This is a genomic window from Streptomyces sp. NPDC025784 (assembly GCF_055558435.1).
The window spans coordinates 12583-31667 of sequence record NZ_JBVHMN010000001.1 but is presented as its reverse complement, the minus strand read 5'-3'; the positions used below and the strand labels follow the sequence as shown (position 1 = coordinate 31667).

Annotated in this window: 15 protein-coding genes and 1 tRNA gene; 6 read left to right on the top strand and 10 right to left on the bottom strand. The window is 69.8% G+C overall.

Going from position 1 to position 19085, the window contains the following annotated elements; genetic code table 11:
* Positions 1–51: 51 nt before the first annotated feature.
* Both ACZ4IF_RS00125 and ACZ4IF_RS00120 read left to right on the top strand, forming a co-directional pair.
* Entirely contained in the window at positions 52–1440 is a 1389-nt protein-coding gene (locus tag ACZ4IF_RS00125) for a pyridoxal phosphate-dependent decarboxylase family protein (protein ID WP_467558139.1), read from the top strand.
* Positions 1437–2855 carry a lysine N(6)-hydroxylase/L-ornithine N(5)-oxygenase family protein gene (locus ACZ4IF_RS00120; RefSeq protein ID WP_467558137.1) on the top strand — a complete coding sequence of 473 codons (1419 nt, stop codon included), beginning with the start codon at positions 1437–1439 and terminating at the stop codon, positions 2853–2855. Before ACZ4IF_RS00125 ends, ACZ4IF_RS00120 begins: the two co-directional genes overlap by 4 nt.
* 120 nt (positions 2856–2975) lie before the next feature.
* Here ACZ4IF_RS00120 and ACZ4IF_RS00115 read toward each other — a convergent pair whose 3' ends face one another.
* A complete protein-coding gene (locus ACZ4IF_RS00115) occupies positions 2976–4778 on the bottom strand; it encodes a bifunctional metallophosphatase/5'-nucleotidase (RefSeq protein WP_467558135.1) in 1803 nt (600 codons plus the stop codon).
* Positions 4779–4916: 138 nt separating this feature from the next.
* Here ACZ4IF_RS00115 and ACZ4IF_RS00110 point away from each other — a divergent pair, with 138 nt between their 5' ends.
* The gene (locus tag ACZ4IF_RS00110) at positions 4917–5639 is read left to right on the top strand and encodes an SIMPL domain-containing protein (RefSeq protein ID WP_359491136.1); all 723 of its coding nucleotides are present in this window, start codon (positions 4917–4919) and stop codon (positions 5637–5639) included.
* A gap of 188 nt (positions 5640–5827) precedes the next feature.
* Positions 5828–7264 carry a pyruvate kinase gene (gene pyk, locus ACZ4IF_RS00105; protein WP_467558133.1) on the top strand — a complete coding sequence of 479 codons (1437 nt, stop codon included), beginning with the start codon at positions 5828–5830 and terminating at the stop codon, positions 7262–7264.
* A 314-nt stretch (positions 7265–7578) separates the two neighbouring features.
* On the opposite strand, the gene ACZ4IF_RS00100 is transcribed toward pyk, so the two are convergent.
* Positions 7579–7653, bottom strand: a tRNA-Leu gene (locus ACZ4IF_RS00100).
* 100 nt (positions 7654–7753) lie between these two features.
* Between ACZ4IF_RS00100 and ACZ4IF_RS00095 the strand changes: the two genes are divergently transcribed.
* On the top strand, positions 7754–8410 hold the full coding sequence (locus ACZ4IF_RS00095; protein ID WP_359491132.1) for an ANTAR domain-containing response regulator: 657 nt from the start codon (positions 7754–7756) through the stop codon (positions 8408–8410).
* Positions 8411–8528: 118 nt separating this feature from the next.
* On the opposite strand, the gene ACZ4IF_RS00090 is transcribed toward ACZ4IF_RS00095, so the two are convergent.
* The 6 genes from ACZ4IF_RS00090 to ACZ4IF_RS00065 form a co-directional block, all read right to left on the bottom strand.
* Positions 8529–9245 carry an ABC transporter ATP-binding protein gene (locus ACZ4IF_RS00090; RefSeq protein ID WP_028803100.1) on the bottom strand — a complete coding sequence of 239 codons (717 nt, stop codon included), beginning with the start codon at positions 9243–9245 and terminating at the stop codon, positions 8529–8531.
* Positions 9242–10138, bottom strand: coding sequence for an ABC transporter ATP-binding protein (locus tag ACZ4IF_RS00085; RefSeq protein WP_037765489.1), 897 nt, complete (start codon positions 10136–10138; stop codon positions 9242–9244). The genes ACZ4IF_RS00090 and ACZ4IF_RS00085 overlap by 4 nt, the downstream gene beginning before the upstream one ends.
* A gap of 5 nt (positions 10139–10143) precedes the next feature.
* Positions 10144–11913: a branched-chain amino acid ABC transporter permease gene (locus tag ACZ4IF_RS00080; protein ID WP_467559897.1), complete on the bottom strand. Its 1770-nt coding sequence runs from the start codon at positions 11911–11913 to the stop codon at positions 10144–10146.
* A 5-nt stretch (positions 11914–11918) separates the two neighbouring features.
* The gene (locus ACZ4IF_RS00075) at positions 11919–12851 is read right to left on the bottom strand and encodes a branched-chain amino acid ABC transporter permease (protein WP_359491126.1); all 933 of its coding nucleotides are present in this window, start codon (positions 12849–12851) and stop codon (positions 11919–11921) included.
* A gap of 110 nt (positions 12852–12961) precedes the next feature.
* Positions 12962–14185, bottom strand: a complete 1224-nt coding sequence (locus ACZ4IF_RS00070; RefSeq protein WP_199791461.1) for a branched-chain amino acid ABC transporter substrate-binding protein — start codon at positions 14183–14185, stop codon at positions 12962–12964.
* Between the two features lie 396 nt (positions 14186–14581).
* On the bottom strand, positions 14582–15244 hold the full coding sequence (locus tag ACZ4IF_RS00065; RefSeq protein WP_467558129.1) for a hypothetical protein: 663 nt from the start codon (positions 15242–15244) through the stop codon (positions 14582–14584).
* A 228-nt stretch (positions 15245–15472) separates the two neighbouring features.
* On the opposite strand from ACZ4IF_RS00065, the gene ACZ4IF_RS00060 reads away from it, so the two are divergent.
* Positions 15473–16015, top strand: coding sequence for an RBBP9/YdeN family alpha/beta hydrolase (locus tag ACZ4IF_RS00060; RefSeq protein WP_467558127.1), 543 nt, complete (start codon positions 15473–15475; stop codon positions 16013–16015).
* A gap of 238 nt (positions 16016–16253) precedes the next feature.
* On the opposite strand, the gene ACZ4IF_RS00055 is transcribed toward ACZ4IF_RS00060, so the two are convergent.
* Together ACZ4IF_RS00055 and ACZ4IF_RS00050 are read right to left on the bottom strand one after the other, a co-directional pair.
* Complete coding sequence (locus tag ACZ4IF_RS00055) at positions 16254–16715, bottom strand: PaaI family thioesterase (RefSeq protein ID WP_467558125.1); 462 nt, start codon at positions 16713–16715, stop codon at positions 16254–16256.
* 61 nt (positions 16716–16776) lie between these two features.
* Entirely contained in the window at positions 16777–19053 is a 2277-nt protein-coding gene (locus ACZ4IF_RS00050) for an FdhF/YdeP family oxidoreductase (protein WP_467558123.1), read from the bottom strand.
* Between the last annotated feature and the right edge of the window lie 32 nt (positions 19054–19085).

The following is a 19085-nucleotide window of genomic DNA, read 5'->3' as shown; positions in this document are numbered from 1 at the left end:
ATGCGTACACCCTGGGAATCGCCCCGCCGCGCGCCCACCGGAGGACACCCCATGAGCACGCCGCCCCTCGCCTCAGGTCCCGAAGGTCCCGGCGCTCTGCGGCCACTGCTCGACACCGTCCTCGACGCCCTGCGCGAGGGCGCGGCGGCACGCGGGGGCCCGCTGCCCGCCGGAGGCCCGGAGGCGGTCGCGCGGCACGTGCGCGACGCGGTGGGCGAGGTGCTGCCCCGGGAGGGCCGCGACGACGCCCTGCGCGTCCTGGTGCACGCCCTGGCGGCAGGGTCGGCCGACCCCGCCGATCCGCTGTGCGCCGCCCACCTGCACTGCCCGCCCCTCGCCGTCGCGGCCGCCGCCGACCTCGCCGCCGCGGTCCTCAACCCGTCCCTGGACTCCTGGGACCAGGCGCCGGCCGCCTCCGCGCTCGAAGCCCTCGTCACCGCGGCCCTGGCCGCGGAGGTCTACTCGGGGGCCGACGAGCCTCCCGGACGGGCCGACGCCCTCGTCACCACCGGCGGCACCGAGTCGAACCAACTCGCCCTCCTCCTCGCCCGCGAGGCCCGTGGAGGCGTGCGGCTGGTCTGCGGCGCCAACGCCCACCACTCCCTGCACCGCGCCGCCTGGCTGCTCGGCCTGCCCGAGCCCGTCGTCGTCCCCGCCCCGGCCGGCACGATGGACCCGGCCGCCCTCGACGAGGCACTCACCGAACTCCCCGGCCCTCGCGGCTCCCTCCTGGTGGCCGCCACCGCCGGCACCACCGACGCCGGACTCCTCGACCCGCTGGCCGACATCGCCGACCTGTGCGCGGCGCACGGCGCCCGCCTCCACATCGACGCGGCCTACGGCGGAAGCCTCCTCTTCAGCGACCGGCACCGCGCGCGGCTCGACGGGCTCCACCGTGCCGACACCGTCACCCTCGACCTGCACAAACTGGGCTGGCAGCCCGTGGCCGCGGGACTCCTCGCCGTACGGAAGGCGAGCGACCTCGCCGTCCTGCGGTACAGCGCCGACTACCTGAACGCCGACGACGACACCGAAGCCGGCCTCCCCGACCTCCTCGGCCGCTCCCTGCGCACCACCCGGCGCCCCGACATCCTCAAGATCGCCGTCACTCTCGCCACGCTCGGACGGGCCGGCCTCGGTGCGCTCATCGACCAGGTCTGCGCGCATGCCGCCGGACTGGCCGACCTGATAGCCGCAGATCCCGGTTTCGAGCTCTACGACCGGCCGGTCATCAGCACCGTCCTTTTCCGGCCCACGGGCGCTTCCGACGCCGACGTCGCCGCGGTGCGCCGCACCCTCCTGCACGAGGGCCGCGCCGTCCTCGGCCGCGCCGCTCTCGACGGCCGCCTCTGGCTCAAGGTCACCCTCCTGAACCCCGACACCCGGCCGGGCGACCTGGCCACCCTCCTGAAACTGGTGGAAGGACACACACCGAGATGAGCCAGACGCCCACCCCCCCACGTCCCGCCGCCGAAGCACCCCGCGACCTGGTGGGCATCGGCATCGGCCCGTTCAACCTCTCCCTCGCCGCCCTCGCCCACCCCCTGGCCGAACTCGACACCGTCTTCTACGAACAGCGCCCCGGCTTCGACTGGCACCCCGGCCTGCTCATCGACGGCGCCACCCTCCAAGTCCCCTTTCTGGCGGACCTGGTGACCCTCGCCGACCCGGCGAACCCGTGGTCGTTCCTCAACTACCTGAAGGACCGCGACCGCCTCTTCCCCTTCTACTTCGCCGAGCGCTTCCACATCCAGCGCGCCGAGTACGACGCCTACTGCCGGTGGGTCGCCGACAGCATCCCCGGACTGCACTTCGGCCACCAGGTCGACGCCGTCCGCTGGAACCCCGAACGCGCCCTCTTCGAGGTCGACTTCAGCCGGCTCGACGCCGACGGGGAGGCCGAGGCGCTGGGCCGCTCGTACACGCGCAACATCGTGCTCGGCGTCGGCACCGCCCCGCACATCCCCGACCCCCTCAGAACCCTGGTCGAGGCACCCGGCGTGCCCGTCATCCACGCCGCGGACTACCTCCAGCACCGGGAGCGGTTCCTCACCGCCGAGCACATCACCGTGATCGGCGCGGGACAGTCCGGAGCCGAGGTCTTCCTCGACCTGCTGCGCAACCGCCCCGCCGGACGCGAGAAGATCCACTGGCTGGCCCGTACCGAGGCGTTCGCGCCCATGGAGTACTCCAAGCTCGGCCTGGAACACTTCACGCCCGACTACACCCGCTACTTCCACGCCCTGACCGAGCCGGTCCGCGACCGGCTCGTCGCCGCGCAGTGGCAGCTCCACAAGGGCATCGACGCCGACACCATCGCCGCCATCCACGACGAGCTCTACCGCCGCACCCTGCACGGCGGCTGGCCCGACGCCGTCCTCACCCCCGCCGTCACCGTGCGCACCGCGGGACGCGTCGCCACCACCAAGGTCGAACTCCACCTGGAACACGTCCAGCAGGGCGCCCGTTCCCGGCTCACCACCGACGCCGTCGTCCTCGCCACCGGCTACCGCGAACGCCCGCTCGGCCGCATCCTCGCCGGACTCGACCCCTACCTGCGCCGTGACACGGCCGAGCGGCCCCGGATCGACGACCACTTCCGCCTCGTGCTGGACCCCTCCGTCACGGGCCAGCTGTACGTCCAGAACGCCGAACTCCACACCCACGGTGTCGGTGCGCCCGATCTCGGTCTCGCCGCCTGGCGCAGCGCCACCATCCTCAACTCCCTCACCGGCAAGGACCCTTACCCGCTGCCCGGTCGCACCGCATTCACCACGTTCGGACTCGAGCAGCAGCAGGTCCCGGGCGCGCGCCGGGACGAGCTGACGCTCACCCCGCTCGTCGACGGGCGGTAGGCGAGGTGGCGCGCGCCCGCCGGAACGGTGACGGCGCCGACGCGGAGGCCGCGCCGGCGCCGCCGGTCCCGCAGGGAGCCAGGGGGCGGACCACCCGGACGTGAGGACAGGCCTCGTGGGCTAGAAGACGGGCGTGCCGTTCCGCGTCAGCTTCCAGTCCACGGAGGCGAACTCCTTCGGGTCCAGCGTGCCCTTGGCGGTCACCCACTCGGAGATCCGCGTGCGGATCTCCGTCGACTCCGACCACACCTCCGTGGCCGACGCGACGTGCGGGAAGGCGCCGCCACCGTTCGCGCGGTAGTTGTTCACGGCGAGCACGAACTGCTGGGCGTCGTCCAGTGCGGCCCCGTTGTAGGTCAGGTTCTTGATGCGCGAACCGGCCGCCTGCGCGACGTCGATGTCGTACTGGAGTCCCGACACGTAGTCGTAGTTGTAGTCGGGGCGGTTGTTCGCGTTGGTGAGCTTCTCCACGTCGACCGGCGCGTCGGCCGCCGTCTGCACGAAGTACTCCGCCGAGTACTCCAGGTACGCTCGGATCTGAGCGCCCGTCATCACCTTGGCGACCAGGGTGTTGTCGTACACGTACAGGCTCGACAGGTCGCGGATGGTCACGTCGCCGGCCGGGATCTCCGAGGTCCGTGAGAACGGCGACGCCTGCGCGATCACGGGCAGCGAGGCGTACGAGGTGCCCGCCAGCGCCGCCTTGACCACGTCCTCCTGCACCTTGGTGATCAGGTCGATGATCGGGGCGTCCTTGTAGCGCGCCTCGACGGTCGTCAGGGTGTCGGTCGCCGTGCCGACCACCTGGTTGACGTACTCCACGACCGCCGCGTGCTCGTCCTTCAGCAGCTTGGTGATCTTCGGGTCGTCGGCGACCGAGTTCGAGTTGCGGACCGATGACGCCACCGACTCGACCTGCCACCGGCCCTTCTCGAAGACCAGCTCGATGTCGAACACGGACAGCCGCTCGGCGAAGGCCAGCGGCTCCGAGAGGACGACCGTCTTCCCGGTGGCGGTGTTGGTGACCTTCAGCTCGGGGATCTCCACGTGCGCGTGGCCGACGAGGATCGCGTCGATGCCCGGCACCTGCTGGGCCACCAGGGCCGCCGAGTTCTCGACGTAGGGCAGCTGGTCACCGTACGAGGAGGTGCCGGAGGAACCGGAGTGCGCCGACACGACGACGACGTCCGCGCCCATGGAGCGCAGCTTCGGCACCCACTTGGCCGCCTGCTCCTCGAGTCCCGGGAACGTCAGCTTGCCCTGCACGTAGGCCTTGTCCCAGATCGCGATGCCCGGGTTCGTCAGACCGAGCACGGCCACCTTCACCGGCGCGGCACCCGGCACGTGGAAGGTCTTGATGAAGTACGGCGGGAAGGCGGGCTTCTGGGTCTTCGCGTCGAGCGCGTTGGCGCCGAGCAGCGGGAAGTGGCACTGCGACTCGAACTTCCGCAGCGTCTCGATGCCGTAGTTGAACTCGTGGTTGCCGAGGGCCGCCGCGTCGTAGCCGATCGCGTTCATCGCCTGCGCCATCGGGTGCACCGGACCACCCTTGGCGGTGATCAGGTCGACCTTCGCGTAGTAGTACGTCAGCGGGGTGCCCTGAATGGTGTCGCCCGCGTCGAGGAGGAGCGTGTTGCAGCGGCCCTTCTCCTCGCGGATCTGGTTCACCAGCGTCGAGATCCGGGACAGGCCCTGGGCGTTGCCCGCCGCGTCCTTGTACTCCGCGTCCTTGAAGTAGTCCCAGTTGAAGACGTGGCCGTGCAGGTCCGTCGTGCCCATCACCGTCAGGGAGTACCGCTTGGGCTTCTTGCCGCCCTTGGCCTCGGCGGCCTGCGCCGCCGGAGCCGCCGCCGCGCCGGCGAGCGCGACGCCCGCACCCGTGACGGCGGACTTCTTGAGGAACTTCCTGCGGTTCAACGGCATGTCTGTGGCTCCTAGGAAATGGGTCGACGACGCGCGTAGATTCTGGCCCACGCGCCACGGCGGCAACAGGTCCGTGAGGTTTCTTTCTGATGACCTGTGGGCGCCACAACCGGCCGTCCCGGTGACAGAGTGGGACGTATGGCCCCCAATGCAGACTCCGCCCCGGAAGAACCCCAACTCGCCGTCCCGTACGGGACGCCCGAGTCCCCGCGCATCGCCGTGCGTGGCGAGGCCCACCTGGAGGTCGATCCGGAGATCGCCCGGATCGGCGTCACCGTCGCCGCGCGCGGCAAGGACAGGCAGGAGGCGCTCGCCGACCTCACCCGCCGCAACGCCGCCGCCCTCGACCTGGTGAAGTCCTACGGAGACGCCGTCGAGCGCGTGGAGACCGGCGGGTTCTCCATCGCCCCGGAACTGACCCGGCACGGCCGCGGTGAACGTGTCCACGCCTACGTCGGCCGCGTCCGGATCGACGCCGAACTCACCGACTTCACCGCGCTCGGCGAGCTCACCACACGACTGGCGGACCTCCAGATCACCCGTGTCGACGGCCCCTGGTGGGCCCTGCGCCCGGATTCGCCCGAACACCGCAGGGCCAGGCAGCAGGCGGTCCGCGAGGCCGTGCAACGCGCCCGAGAGTACGCGGAGGCCCTCGGCACCACCCTCACGGCCCTGGTGGAACTGGCGGACATCGGCGCGGAGAACGTCCAGCCGTACGGTCTCGCCGGCGCCGCGCGTTCACGGTCCGTGTACGCCGCGTCCGCGGACGAGGAGGCCGCGCCCCTCGACCTCGAACCGCAGCGCCAGCATGTCTACGCCCAGGTCAACGCCCGCTTCACGATGGCGCCGCCGCGGTTGTGACCGCCGAATGTCCGGTATTTCGAATAGAGGGGCGAAGGATCCCTCGAATTGTTCCGGGGTGCTTCCGAATGCTCATCGGAGCGCCCCGGCGCACAATTCAACACTTGTCAATAACGCTTCACGCAAGCGTTGTTGAGTAGTCACACGCGACCAATTCTCTACCCGCCGGTAAGGCATACGCTCGAATCATGCGCCGAGCAAAGATCGTTTGTACATTGGGCCCCGCCACCGACTCGTACGACCAGATCAAGGCACTGGTCGACGCCGGAATGGACGTAGCCCGCTTCAACCTCAGTCACGGCACCTATGCCGAGCACGAGGAGCGTTACCAGCACGTGCGGAAGGCCTCCGACGAGACTGGCCGCAGCGTCGGCATCCTCGCCGACCTTCAAGGCCCGAAGATCCGGCTCGGCCGCTTCAGCGAAGGTCCCGTACTCCTTGAACGCGGAGACAGCTTCACCATCACCGTCGAGGACGGCTTCGAGGGCGACCGCCAGACCTGCGGTACGACCTACGGGGGTCTGGCCTCCGACGTCACGCCCGGTGAGCGCATCCTCGTCGACGACGGCAAGGTCTGCCTGGAGGTCACGGCCGTCGACGGCCCCCGCGTGCACACCACGGTCGTCGAGGGCGGCATGGTCTCCGACCACAAGGGCCTCAACCTCCCCGGTGTCGCCGTCTCCGTCCCCGCCCTCTCCGAGAAGGACGAAGCCGACCTGCGCTGGGCCCTGCGCTCCGGATTCGACGTCATCGCCCTGTCGTTCGTCCGCAGCGGCAAGGACATCGTGGACGTCCACCGGATCATGGACGAGGAGGGCCGCCGCCTCCCGGTGATCGCCAAGGTGGAGAAGCCCCAGGCCGTCGAGAACATCGACGACATCGTCGCCGCGTTCGACGGCATCATGGTCGCGCGCGGCGACCTCGGCGTCGAAATGCCGCTGGAGCAGGTGCCGATCGTCCAGAAGCGCGCCGTCAAGCTGGCCAAGCGGAACGCCAAGCCGGTCATCGTCGCCACCCAGATGCTCGACTCGATGATCGACAACTCCCGGCCCACCCGCGCGGAGGCCTCCGACGTCGCCAACGCCGTCATCGACGGCACGGACGCGGTGATGCTGTCCGGCGAGACGAGCGTCGGCAAGTACCCCGTCGAGACCGTGCGCACCATGGCGCGCATCGTGGAGGCGGCGGAGGAGGACATCCTCGCCAAGGGGCTCCCGCCGCTGACCGAGCGCAACAAGCCCCGCACCCAGGGCGGTGCCGTGGCGCGCGCCGCCGCCGAGATGGGCGACTTCCTGGGCGCCCGGTTCCTCGTCGCCTTCACCCAGTCCGGGGACACGGCCCGTCGGCTGTCCCGGTACCGTTCACCGATCCCGCTGCTGGCCTTCACCCCGGCCCAGGCGACCCGCTCCCAGCTGAACCTCACCTGGGGCGTGGAGACCTTCCTCGGCCCGCACGTCGGCTCCACCGACGCCATGGTGGAACAGGTGGACGAGCTGCTCCTGAAGTACGGCCGCTGCGAGAAGGGCGACATCGTCGTGATCACGGCGGGATCGCCGCCCGGGGTCTCCGGTTCGACCAACCTGGTCCGCGTGCACCACATCGGCGAGGACGACAGCCCCAAGTAGGCGGTACGGCGACGGGCCCCCGCGGAATCGTCCGGAGGGGCCCGTCGGTGTGCCACGACGCAACGGCCGGGTGGTGATCGGGCGGTGCTGTCGCAGGACGGGACGGAGCCCCAACGGGTACGCGTGGACAGTCCGGTTCACGGACGGGGGTGTGCTGCTGTCATCTTCCGGCACCCGGGGCGGATGCGCCGGGGAACCGATCGGCTGCGACGCGCGCGAAAGACGCGGATGTTCCGACGCGCGCGAAAGGCGCGGATGTTCAAGGGAAAGGAAACATCCACTTCTGGATGGCGACCTTGGAATCCAAAGAAAAGTGCCCCGGGTCGGACTCGAACCGACACTGTATGGGTTTTGAATCCATTGCCTGCTGCCAATTGGGCTACCGGGGCCCGCTGAATCGAAGGTTTACCCCGACCCGCTGCCTGACCACCATACCGCAGCTGGGTAGGCTCTTGGGAGCAGTACCCGCGCCCTGAACGAGGAGCCCCCGTGACCGCCCCCGAGTCGCCCCAGCCCGTAGACGCGCCCGACGACGACAAGTCGCACGTGCCTCCGCTGACGACCCGTGTCGTCATCGCTGAGGACGAGGCACTGATCCGACTCGACCTCAAAGAGATGCTGGAGGAGGAGGGCTACACCGTCGTGGGCGAGGCGGGCGACGGCGAGCAGGCCATCGAGCTGGCCCGCGAGCACAAGCCGGACCTCGTGATCCTCGACGTGAAGATGCCGAAGCTGGACGGGATCTCCGCGGCGGAGAAGATCGCCGAGGAGAGCATCGCCCCCGTCCTCATGCTGACCGCGTTCTCGCAGCGCGACCTCGTCGAGCGGGCCCGTGACGCCGGCGCGATGGCGTACCTGGTCAAGCCCTTCAGCAAGAGCGATGTGGTGCCCGCCATCGAGATGGCGGTGTCGCGCTTCACCGAGCTGAAGGCGCTGGAGAAGGAGATCGAGGATCTCACCCAGCGGCTGGAGACGCGGAAGCTCGTCGACCGGGCCAAGTCCGTTCTGCAGACGGAGTACGGGCTGACGGAGCCGGCCGCCTTCCGGTGGATCCAGAAGACGTCCATGGACCGTCGGATGTCCATGCAGCAGGTCGCCGAGGCGGTCATCCAGGACGCCGCGGAGAAGAAGGCCGCGAAGGGCTAATCGGCCGCACTCCTGCGGCCGGGCACGCGCCGAGCCCGTACCTTGCGCATGCGAGAGGCCCGCACCCCGAGGGGTGCGGGCCTCTTCGCGCGTCCGGGGACGTGCCGGGCGGGGTGCCTCAGTCCTCGCCCAGGTACGCCTTCCGCACCGACTCGTCGTGCAGCAGGTCCTGACCGGTGCCGGAGAGGACGATGCTGCCGACCTCCATGACGTGCCCCTGGTCGGCGAGCGAGAGCGCCGCCTGGGCGTTCTGCTCGACGAGCAGGATCGTCGTGCCGGCGGCCTTCAGCTCGGCGATCGTCGACATGATCTTCTGCATCATGATCGGCGAGAGGCCCATGGACGGCTCGTCCAGCATGAGCAGCTTGGGCTGGGACATCAGAGCCCGGCCCATCGCCAGCATCTGCTGCTCACCGCCCGAGAGGGTTCCCGCGGCCTGCTTGCGCCGCTCGCCCAGGATGGGGAACAGGTCGTAGGCCCGTTGGATGTCCTTCTCGATGCCCGCCTTGTCGCTCCGCAGGAACGCTCCGAGCTGGAGGTTCTCCGCGATGGTCAGACGGGGGAAGATGTGCCGGCCCTCGGGGGAGTGGGCGAGTCCGAGGGCGACGATCTTGTGAGCGGGGACGTTGGCGAGGGGCTGACCGTCGAAGAGGATGCGCCCGCCGCTGGGCTTGAGGAGCCCGGAGAGGGTGCGCAGAGTCGTCGTCTTGCCGGCGCCGTTGGTGCCGATGAGGGTGACGATCTGACCGGCTTCGACGGTGAAGGAGATGCCCTTGACGGCCTCGATCTTGCCGTAGGCGACCTTGAGGTCCTCGACCTCCAGCAGTGCGGTCACTGGGCGGTTCCTTCCTTGCTGGTGCTGCTCGACGCCTCGGCGGCCTCGGCGGCCTCGGCGGCTCCGGCTTCGGCGGCCTCGACCTCCGCGGCCTCCTCCTCGCCGGGGGCGCCCTCGAACGGCGTACCGAGGTAGGCGGCGATGACGCGCTCGTCGCCCTGGACGACCTCCGACGTGCCCTCGACGAGCTTCTCGCCCTGGACGAGACAGGCGACGCGGTCGCTCAGGTTGAAGATGAAGCGCATGTCGTGCTCGATGACGAGCACGGCGATGCCCCGGTCACGGATGGCGAAGACGAGTTCTTCCGTCGCCCGCGTCTCCTGCGGGTTCATGCCCGCGGTCGGCTCGTCGAGGAGCAGCAGACCCGGGTCGCTCGCCATGGCGCGGGCGATCTCCAGCTTGCGCTGCTCGCCGTAGGGGAGGTTGCGGGAGAGGTGGTCGGCCTTGTGGTCGAGGCCGATGAACTCCAGCAGCTCCATGGCGCGTTCACGGGACGCGGCCTCGGCCTTGCGGAAGCCCGGACCGCGCAGGAGCGCGGACCAGAGGCCTTCCTTCGTCCGGGTGTGCCGGCCCACGAGCACGTTCTCCAGAACGGTCATGTTGGCGAACAGCCGGATGTTCTGGAAGGTACGGGCGATGCCCGCGCTGGTGACCAGGTGGGGCTTGGGCGGGAGGACCTTGCCCTTGTACGCGACCTTGCCCTCGGTGGGGACGTAGAGGCCCGTCAGGCAGTTGAAGAAGGTGGTCTTTCCCGCGCCGTTGGGTCCGATGAGGCCGACGATCTCACCCGAGTTGACCGTGAGGTCGACGCTGCGGACGGCGGTGAGACCGCCGAAGCGCATGGTGACGCCGCTGGCTTCGAGCACCGGGGTGGGGGCTGTGGTGGTGGTCATGTGGGTCACGCCCCTGCCTTCGTGACGCCGACGGTGGTGTCGGGCAGGGCCTGCTCCGGAATGTCGAGCTGGCCGGTGTCGTGGAATTCGAGCTGGCGGCGGCGGTTGGCCACGATGCCCTCGGGGCGGAAGCGCATCAGGATGATGAGCGCGAGGCCGAAGGCGAGGAGCTGGTACTCCTTCAGGAAGCCGAGCTTCTCGGGGAGGAGGTAGAGCAGCGAGGCGCCGAGGATCGGGCCGTTGACGGTGCCCATGCCACCGAGGACGACCGCGGCGAGCAGGAAGGCGGAGTTGGGCGGCACCGAGCCGGCGAACTGATAGGGGGCCGGGTTGACGCTGTAGCCGACGTGGGCGCTGACGGTGCCGGCGAGGCCGGCGAGCGAGGCGCCCAGCGCGAAGGCGATGAGCTTGACGCGGAAGCCGTTGATGCCCATGGCGGTGGCGGCGGTCTCGTCCTCGCGGATGGCGATCCACGAGCGGCCGATACGGGAGTCGGCGGCGCGGTTGAAGACGACGACCACGATCGCCGTGATGATCAGCATCAGCAGGAAGTAGTTCGCGAACCGGCCGAGGGTGACCCCGACGACGTCGTGGCTGCTGCCGAAGTTGAACCCGAAGATGGTGAGGTCCGGGATCATGGAGATGCCGTTGGGGCCGTTGGTGAGGTTGGGCCCGGAGGAACCGTCCATGTTGTTGACGGAGATACGGAAGATCTCTCCGAAGCCGAGGGTCACGATGGCGAGGTAGTCACCGCGCAGGCGCAGGGTCGGGGCTCCGATGAGGACACCGAAGACGAGTGACGCGGCCATACCCGTCAGCATCGCGGCCCAGAAGGGGAACTGGACGCCGGAGAAGCGGGAGAACTCCGAGCCGGAGACGAGGGCCGCGGCGTAGGCGCCGACACCGAGGAAGGCGACGTATCCGAGGTCGAGGAGACCGGTGAGGCCGACGACGATGTTGAGACCGAGGGCGACGGTGGCGACGACGAGGATGTTCACGCCCAGGTTCGAGTTGTGCTCGTTGTTCTCGACGAAGGGGAACAGCGCCGCGGCCAGGAACGCCATCGAGGTGGCGAAGCCCTTGTGTCGGGCGTTGAGGGCGGCGAACCGGTCGAAGAGGCCCGCGGTCATCAGCGCCCAGACGCCGAAGATGACCAGCAGCAGATAGCCGAGGAACGTTTCGCTTGCCTCCGGGTCGACACCGACGCCGTAGGAGAAGATGATCAGTGCCGCGGCGGTGGCGCCGGTGATGACGAGGCGCTCGCCCCAGACCGGGAGCTTGGCGGCCGGCGGGATGTTCTCCGGCTTGGTGACGTAGTCCTTGAAGGTGTCGCCCGGCTTGGGCAGCGCGAGCGCTCCGAGGACCGCGATCAGGGAACCGACGGCGGCGATGTAGGCGCCGGGGTCCAGGGCGACCAGGCCTTTGAGGTCCACGGCGATGGCGATGGCGCTGAACCAGCTGACCGCGAAGGCGGAGCAGGACGCGAGGACGACGGGCTGGGTGGCGCCCGCCGGGTTGAGCCAGCCGAGGCCCCGCACGTTCCACAGGGTCAGCGCGAAGAGCAGGGTGACGGCGCCGGCGACGAGGTCGAGGATCTGCAGACCGGCCGGGGAGCCGTAGTACGTGAGGTCGCCGGGGAATTCGTCCGTGTACGTCCAGGACATGAACGTACTGGCGATGGTGGCGACGGCGCCGACCGCGACGAGGACGCGGGCGACGGCCTGCGGCAGTGCGATCAGCCCGCGCTCCGGGGCCGTGGTGTCGATGGATGCCATGGTGCTCACGCCCTGTCCGCGACGCGTTCGCCGACCAGGCCTTGTGGCCTGAACAGCAAGACGAGGATGAGGAGGACGAAGGCCCAGACGGAGGACCAGCCGCCGCCGCCGAGCTGCTGCATGCCCGGGATGCCGTCGATGTAGGAGGTGGCCAGGGTCTCGGCGAGGCCGAGGACGAGACCGCCGATCATGGCGCCGTAGATGTTGCCGATGCCGCCGAGGACGGCCGCGGTGAAGGCCTTGAGGCCCATCTGGAAGCCCATGTCGTACTTGATGGTGCCGTAGCGCAGGCCGTACGCGACGGCCGCGACCGCGGCGAAGAAGCCGCCGATGGCGAAGGCGATCACGATGATGCGGTTCGTGTCGATGCCCATCAGCTGCGCGGTGTCCGGGTCCTGCGCGGTGGCCTGCATGGCACGGCCGGTGCGCGACAGACGGACGAAGAAGGCGAGGGCGGCCATGCAGATCGGGGCGGCGACGATGACGAAGAAGGAGCCGCTCTGGATGCTGACGGAACCGATGTGCCAGGGCCCGAAGGGGAGTTGCGGGAACTTGAGGTCGTTCTTGGCGTCCGGGTAACCGTTGAAGACGACCTGCTGGAGCGCCAGCGAGAGACCGATGGCGGTGATGAGCGGTGCGAGGCGTGGTGCTCCGCGCAGTGGTCGGTAGGCGAAGCGTTCCGCCCCGACGGCGATGAGGACGGAGACGAGGCCGCCGCCTATCAGCATCGCTGGGAGGGCTATCCACATGGTGGTGCCGTCGGGCAGGACATACAGGTAGACCGTGAGCGCGCCGAAGCCGCCGGTCATGAAGATCTCGCCGTGGGCGAAGTTGATGAGCTGGACGATGCCGTACACCATCGTGTAGCCGATGGCGATCAGCCCGTACATCGAGCCGAGGAACAGCCCGTTGGCCAGCTGCTGCGGCAGGGTGTTCACCGCATGGCCTCCATGTGGTGGGGAGAGTTGAGCAGGGCGTATGAAGCGGGCCGCGCGGTGACGGGTGGTCTGGCCGCGCGGCCCTCGGATGGTGCTAGCGGCAGTGTGGATCAGCCGTTGAACGTGCCGCTCTTGACGGCCTTCCACTTGCCGTCGACGACCTGGTAGACGGTGAGCTGCTTGTTCGTGGTGTCACCGAACTCGTCGAAGGAGACGGGGCCGGCGATGCCGTCGAACTTGGTCTTCTGGACCTCGGCGACGATCTTGGCGCGAGCGTCGTCCGGGACCTTGCCGTCCTTCACGACGTTGCCGATCGCCTTGATGATGGCGGTCGCGGCGTCGTAGGAGTAGCCACCGTAGGTGCCGTAGTCGCCCTTGAGGCCGGAGGCCTTGTACTTCTTGATGAACTCGGCGGCGGAGGGCAGCGAGTCGACGGGCTGGCCGACGGAGGTCACGAGGTCGCCCTCGGACGTCTTGCCGGCGGTCTCGATGTAGGTCGGGGTGAACATGCCGTCACCACCGAACAGCGGGATCTTGGCTCCGCCGTCCTTGAGCTGCTTGGTGAGCTTCTCCGACTCGTCGTACTGGCCGCCGTAGTACACGAGGTCGGCCTTCGACTTCTTGATCTTGGTGACGAGGGCCGAGAAGTCCGTGTCGCCCGTGTTGACGTGGTCCTCGCCCGCGACCTTGCCGCCCGACTTGGTGAAGCCCGCCTTGAACAGCTTGGCGAGGCCGGCACCGTAGGTCTGCTTGTCGTCGACGACGAACACCTTGCGCTTCTTCAGCGTGTTGTAGGCGTAGTCGGCCGCGAAACCGCCCTGGAGGGCGTCGGTGGTGGCGGTGCGGAAGTACGTCTTGAACGGACGCGACTTCGACGTCTGCCAGTTCTTGCCCTGGGTCAGCTCGGGAGCCGTGTTGGACGGCGAGATCTCGACCAGGTTGGCCGTGGCGAAGACCTGCTGCATCTGCGTGGCGACACCGGAGTTGAGCGGGCCGACGACGCCGAGGACCTTGTCGTTCTGGACGAGCTGGGTGGCGTTCGACTGGCCCTGGGCCGGGATCGCCTTGTCGTCGAGCGCCTGGACCTTGAAGGTCACGCCGGGAACGGTGTTGTTCTTGTTGGCGTCGTTGACGGCGATCTGGACGCCGCCCTGGATACCGAGGCCGGTGGCCGAGTTCTGGCCGGTCAGCGGCGCATCGACGCCGATGATGATCTCGGTCTTCTTGCCGCTGTCCTTGCTGTCCCCGCCGTCGTCGCGCGAGCCGCAGGCGGTCAGCGTGAGTGCTCCGGTGGTGAGCACGGAGGTGAGTATGACCAAAGAACGGTGTCGCACGTTGATTCCTCTCCCTGGCGCGGCACCCCAAGGTGGGGGCCGTGAGTCTCGCCGGGCCGTACTGGGTGAAACAGGCCGTGCAGCAGACGCGCCCGGCGGCGCGGTGACTGGCCGTGACTCTAAGCGCAGGTAGGGGGCATGGGGAGGAGCGCGGGGAAGGCTGTGACGCTCTTGTTATGCGGGGACTGTCCCGGTGGGCGCAGGCCGGACGATCGGACTATTTGGGCACCGCGGTCCGGGGGCACCGTGTGTTCGCATGCTGAGAACGCCCTGTTCCGGTTCATGACGTCGGCCGGACCCGGCCGGCCTGGTGGGTGGGCGCCGCCTTCCGTGGGGCGAGATCCGGACACGGTCGCGGCCGGGCCATTGCTTCATTACGGCAGAGGTAACCCACTGTTACCTCCGCGTGAGGTCGCGGCGGGTGTCCCGGTGGGACGAAGTGGGCACGGGGGACATGGGGTTGGGGAAGCAGGCGGCGTGCAGGTCGGCCCACAGGTCCCGCGGGTAGGCGCCGCCGAACAGAAAGCTCTGCTGCTGCCGAGCGGTCCTGTTGCTGAGGAGCAGGTCGAGGTGCGGGAGGTCGAGGGCCGGCGGGAGCGCGTTGCACTTGTATACGGAGATGCGCACCGTGATGAGCCGGGGCGAGCCCGCCTTCACTGTCAGTGGCAGGCCGGGCGTCGTGGTGGCCCCCAACTCGGGCAGTCCTGCGCCCACTTGATGGACGGTGACCGGGCTGCCGCGCGAGACGTCGACCTCGAAGCGGAAGGTGGCGGGCGCCGGGCCCCGGCCCTTGTAGTACACGTTCGTGACGCCCGCCGGCCAGGGGTACGGGTTCGGGGTGGCCTCCGTGGCCGGGCCGGGGCGCAGCAGGAAGAAGGCGCCGGTGGCGGTCGCGGCGACCAGCAGGGCCTGGGCGAGACGCTGCCAGGAGCGCGGCAGGGCATCCCAAAGGGCGTGGGCGCGCGCTGAGTTCGACCACAGGAGGTCGGGTGGCGGGTCCTGGTGGGGGCCGTCGGGATCATCGGGGTGGTACGGCTCGACGGGCCCGATGCCGGTCATGCCTCACGCTAAGCCGGAGCCGGTGACTCCGCCAATGGGCCCCGCAGCACGAGGGGTTGGCCGCGCCCGCCGCCGGGCCGTCTTGGCATGCGGGCGGCAATGGCCCTTGATCGCCCCGGGTTGCTATAACGGCGGACGAGCCGGACGGACCGGGCACCGAACCCCGTCTCCGCACAAGGGCGTCGGCAGGGGAGCGCCGGCCAGGTCCCGCGCACACAGGAGGTGGGCATGGAACGGTCGGCGACGTGTGTGTTCCTCGCGGGCATCGGCAACTCCGGGCCGGAGCACTGGCAGTCCCTGTGGCGCGGCCGGCTCCCCGGCAGCGTCTGGGTGGAACACGGCAAATGGGACGAACCCGACCGTGACGCGTGGGTGCGCGACCTGGACTCCGCGCTCCGCTCGATCGCGGGGCCGAAGGTCCTCGTCGCCCACAGTCTCGGCTGTTCGGTGCTGGCCGAGTGGGCCGTCGGCCACGGGGACGAGGGCGTCGTCGGGGCGTTCCTGGTCGCCATGCCCGATCCGCACGGACCCGGGTTCCCCGCGGCGGCGGTCGGCTTCGACGCTCCCCGGCACGAGCCGCTGCCCTTCCCGGCCGTGCTCGTCGCCAGTGAGGACGATCCCTACGGATCCATGGAGTACGCCGTGGCGGCCGCCGGGCGGCTGGGTGCCCCGCTGGTGAACGTCGGCCCCAAGGGGCACATCAACGCGGAGTCGGGCCTGGGTGACTGGCCGGAGGGCTGGGCCCTGTTCACCGAGCGCTTCCCGGGCTGATCCGCTCCGCCGGGCGGATCGGCCCGATCGGACTGATCCGCTCCAACGGGCCGATCCGCTCCGGCGGCGTGCGTCGTCGGCGTGCTCCGGTGCGTCGGCCCGCGCGCCGCAGGAAGGGGCGCGCCCGCCCGTGGGGAGGGGCGCGCAAGGAGACGGCGCGCCGCAGGCCCGGCCGGGCGCGCGCCACGAAGAGGGTGCGCGCCCCTGGTCCGTCGTCGGGCGAGGGGCGCGGCCGTGATCAGGCGCCGGGTATGTCCTTGAGGATGCAGGTGAGCCGCGCGCTGCAGACGCGCTTGCCGTCCTCGTCCGTGATGGCGATCTCGTACGTCGCCGACGTGCGGCCCCGGTGCACGGGCGTGGCCACGCCCGTGACCAGGCCGGAGCGCACTCCGCGGTGATGCGTGCAGTTCAGGTCGACACCCACGGCGATCTTGGTGATGCCGCCGTGCAGCATCGCGCCGACGGAGCCGATGGTCTCCGCGAGGACGGCGGAGGCGCCCCCGTGCAGCAGACCGTAGGGCTGGGTGTTGCCCTCGACCGGCATGGTGCCCACGACCCGGTCCGCGGAGGCCTCGACGATCTGCACGCCCATCCGGGTGCCGAGGTGGCCCGCGGAGAACAACGCGGGCAGGTCGACGCCCAGGGCGGCGTACTCGTCGATGACCTCTTGCGGGAACTTCACGGGGTGCTGCTCGCCCATCGGGCCCGGCTCCGTTCGTCGTGGATCACGTCGTCGTGGATCACTGTGTCTGAGCAAACGCTCAGTCGGTTGCCGATTGTTCCAGACGGACGACGACGGACTTGCTGGCAGGGGTGTTGCTGGTGTCCGCGGTGGCGTCCAGCGGGACGAGGACGTTGGTCTCCGGGTAGTACGCCGCCGCGCAGCCCCGCGCGGTCGGATAGTGCACGACGCGGAAGCCGGGCGCGCGCCGCTCGCCGTCCTTCCACTCGCCGACGAGATCCACGTACGAACCGTCGGCGAGCTTCAGCTCCCGGGCGTCCTCGGGGTTCACCAGCACCACGCGACGGCCGTTCTTTATGCCCCGATACCGGTCGTCCAGGCCGTAGATGGTCGTGTTGTACTGATCGTGCGAGCGCAGGGTCTGGAGAAGCAGACGGCCCTCGGGGATCTCCGGGTACTCGACGGGCGCGGCCGTGAAGTTGGCCTTGCCGGTGGCGGTCGGGAAGCGGCGCTCGTCGCGCGGGGCGTGCGGGAGGGTGAAACCCCCGGGGTGCGCCACGCGGGCGTTGAAGTCCTCGAAACCGGGGACGACACGCGCGATGCGGTCGCGGATCGTCGCGTAGTCCTTCTCGAACTCCTCCCAGGGGGTGGCGCTGCGCTCGCCCAGCACCCGGCGGGCCAGCCGGCACACGATGGCGGGTTCCGACAGCAGCCGCGGGCTCGCCGGATCCAGCCGGCCGCGCGAGGCGTGCACCATGCCCATGGAGTCCTCGACGGTCACGAACTGCTCGCCGCCGCCCTGGAGATCGCGTTCCGTACGGCCCAGAGTGGGCAGGATCAGCGCACGCGCGCCCGTGACCACGTGCGAACGGTTCAGTTTCGTCGACACGTGCACCGTCAGCCGGGCACGGCGCATCGCCGCCTCCGTCACGTCCGTGTCGGGGGAGGCCGCGACGAAGTTGCCGCCCATCGCGAAGAACACCTTCGCCTCGCCGTCCCGCAGGGCCCGGATGGCGCGTACGACGTCGAAACCGTGCTCGCGCGGCGGCGCGAACCCGAACTCCTTCTCCAGGGCGTCCAGGAAGGCGGGGGCGGGCCGCTCGAAGATGCCCATCGTGCGGTCGCCCTGCACGTTCGAGTGGCCGCGCACCGGGCAGACACCCGCGCCGGGGCGGCCTATGTTGCCGCGCAGCAGCAGGAAGTTGACGACCTCACGAATGGTGGGGACCGAGTGCTTGTGCTGGGTGAGACCCATCGCCCAGCACACGATGGTGCGCCGCGAGGCGAGAACCATGCGCAGGGCCTCGTCGATCCGCTCACGGGTCAGGCCGGTCGCCGCGAGCGTCTCGTCCCAGTCCGCGCCGCCGGCGGCCGCGGCGAACTCCTCGTACCCGTGCGTGTGTTCCCGGACGAACTCCTCGTCGACGGCACCGTCCGTCTCCAGGATCAGCTTGTTCAGCAGGCGGAACAACGCCTGGTCGCCGCCGAGGCGGATCTGCAGGAACAGGTCGGTGAGCGCCGCGCCCTTGAGCATGCCCTGGGGGGTCTGCGGGTTCTTGAAGCGCCCCAGGCCCGCCTCGGGCAGCGGGTTGACCGTGATGATCTTCGCGCCGTTCGCCTTGGCCTTCTCCAGCGCCGAGAGCATCCGGGGGTGGTTCGTGCCGGGGTTCTGCCCGGCGACGATGATCAGGTCCGCCTTGTGCAGGTCGTCGAGCAGGACACTGCCCTTGCCGATGCCTATGGTCTCGGAGAGAGCGGACCCCGACGACTCGTGGCACATGTTCGAGCAGTCCGGCAGGTTGTTCGTGCCCAGCTCACGGGCGAACAGCTGATACAGGAACGCGGCCTCGTTGCTGGTGCGCCCGGAGGTGTAGAAGACGGCCTCGTCGGGGGAGCCGAGCGCGGTGATCTCCTCGGCGACGATGTCGAAGGCCCGCTCCCAGGTCACCGGTTCGTACCGGTCGGCGCCGTCCGCCAGATACATGGGGTGGGTGAGGCGGCCCTGCTGGCCCAGCCAGTAGCCGCTGCGGGTCGCGAGATCGGCCACGGGGTGCGCGGCGAAGAAGTCGGGGGTGACCCGGCGGAGCGTGGCCTCCTCGGCGACCGCCTTCGCGCCGTTCTCGCAGAACTCCGCCGTGTGCCGGTGTTCGGGCTCGGGCCACGCGCAGCCCGGACAGTCGAAGCCGTCCTTCTGGTTGACCCTGAGGAGGGTGAGCGCGGTACGCCGCACCCCCATCTGCTGCTGCGCGACGCGCAGGGTGTGCCCGATCGCGGGCAGCCCGGCGGCCGCGTGCTTCGGCTCGGCGACCTGCGGTGCGTCCTGGACCGGATCGCTCTTCGGAGGCTTGCTGGCCATCGCCCACCCCTTCACGTGCACAGTCGGCTGTA

Coding starts and splice junctions, on each gene's coding strand:
- ACZ4IF_RS00115 (WP_467558135.1), bottom strand. CDS start 4,778: ATGCCGTTGAACCGCAGGAAGTTCCTCAAGAAGTCCGCCGTCACGGGT.
- ACZ4IF_RS00060 (WP_467558127.1), top strand. CDS start 15,473: ATGGAACGGTCGGCGACGTGTGTGTTCCTCGCGGGCATCGGCAACTCC.
- ACZ4IF_RS00110 (WP_359491136.1), top strand. CDS start 4,917: ATGGCCCCCAATGCAGACTCCGCCCCGGAAGAACCCCAACTCGCCGTC.
- ACZ4IF_RS00050 (WP_467558123.1), bottom strand. CDS start 19,053: ATGGCCAGCAAGCCTCCGAAGAGCGATCCGGTCCAGGACGCACCGCAG.
- ACZ4IF_RS00125 (WP_467558139.1), top strand. CDS start 52: ATGAGCACGCCGCCCCTCGCCTCAGGTCCCGAAGGTCCCGGCGCTCTG.
- ACZ4IF_RS00055 (WP_467558125.1), bottom strand. CDS start 16,715: ATGGGCGAGCAGCACCCCGTGAAGTTCCCGCAAGAGGTCATCGACGAG.
- ACZ4IF_RS00085 (WP_037765489.1), bottom strand. CDS start 10,138: ATGACCACCACCACAGCCCCCACCCCGGTGCTCGAAGCCAGCGGCGTC.
- ACZ4IF_RS00065 (WP_467558129.1), bottom strand. CDS start 15,244: ATGACCGGCATCGGGCCCGTCGAGCCGTACCACCCCGATGATCCCGAC.
- ACZ4IF_RS00120 (WP_467558137.1), top strand. CDS start 1,437: ATGAGCCAGACGCCCACCCCCCCACGTCCCGCCGCCGAAGCACCCCGC.
- pyk (WP_467558133.1), top strand. CDS start 5,828: ATGCGCCGAGCAAAGATCGTTTGTACATTGGGCCCCGCCACCGACTCG.
- ACZ4IF_RS00080 (WP_467559897.1), bottom strand. CDS start 11,913: ATGGCATCCATCGACACCACGGCCCCGGAGCGCGGGCTGATCGCACTG.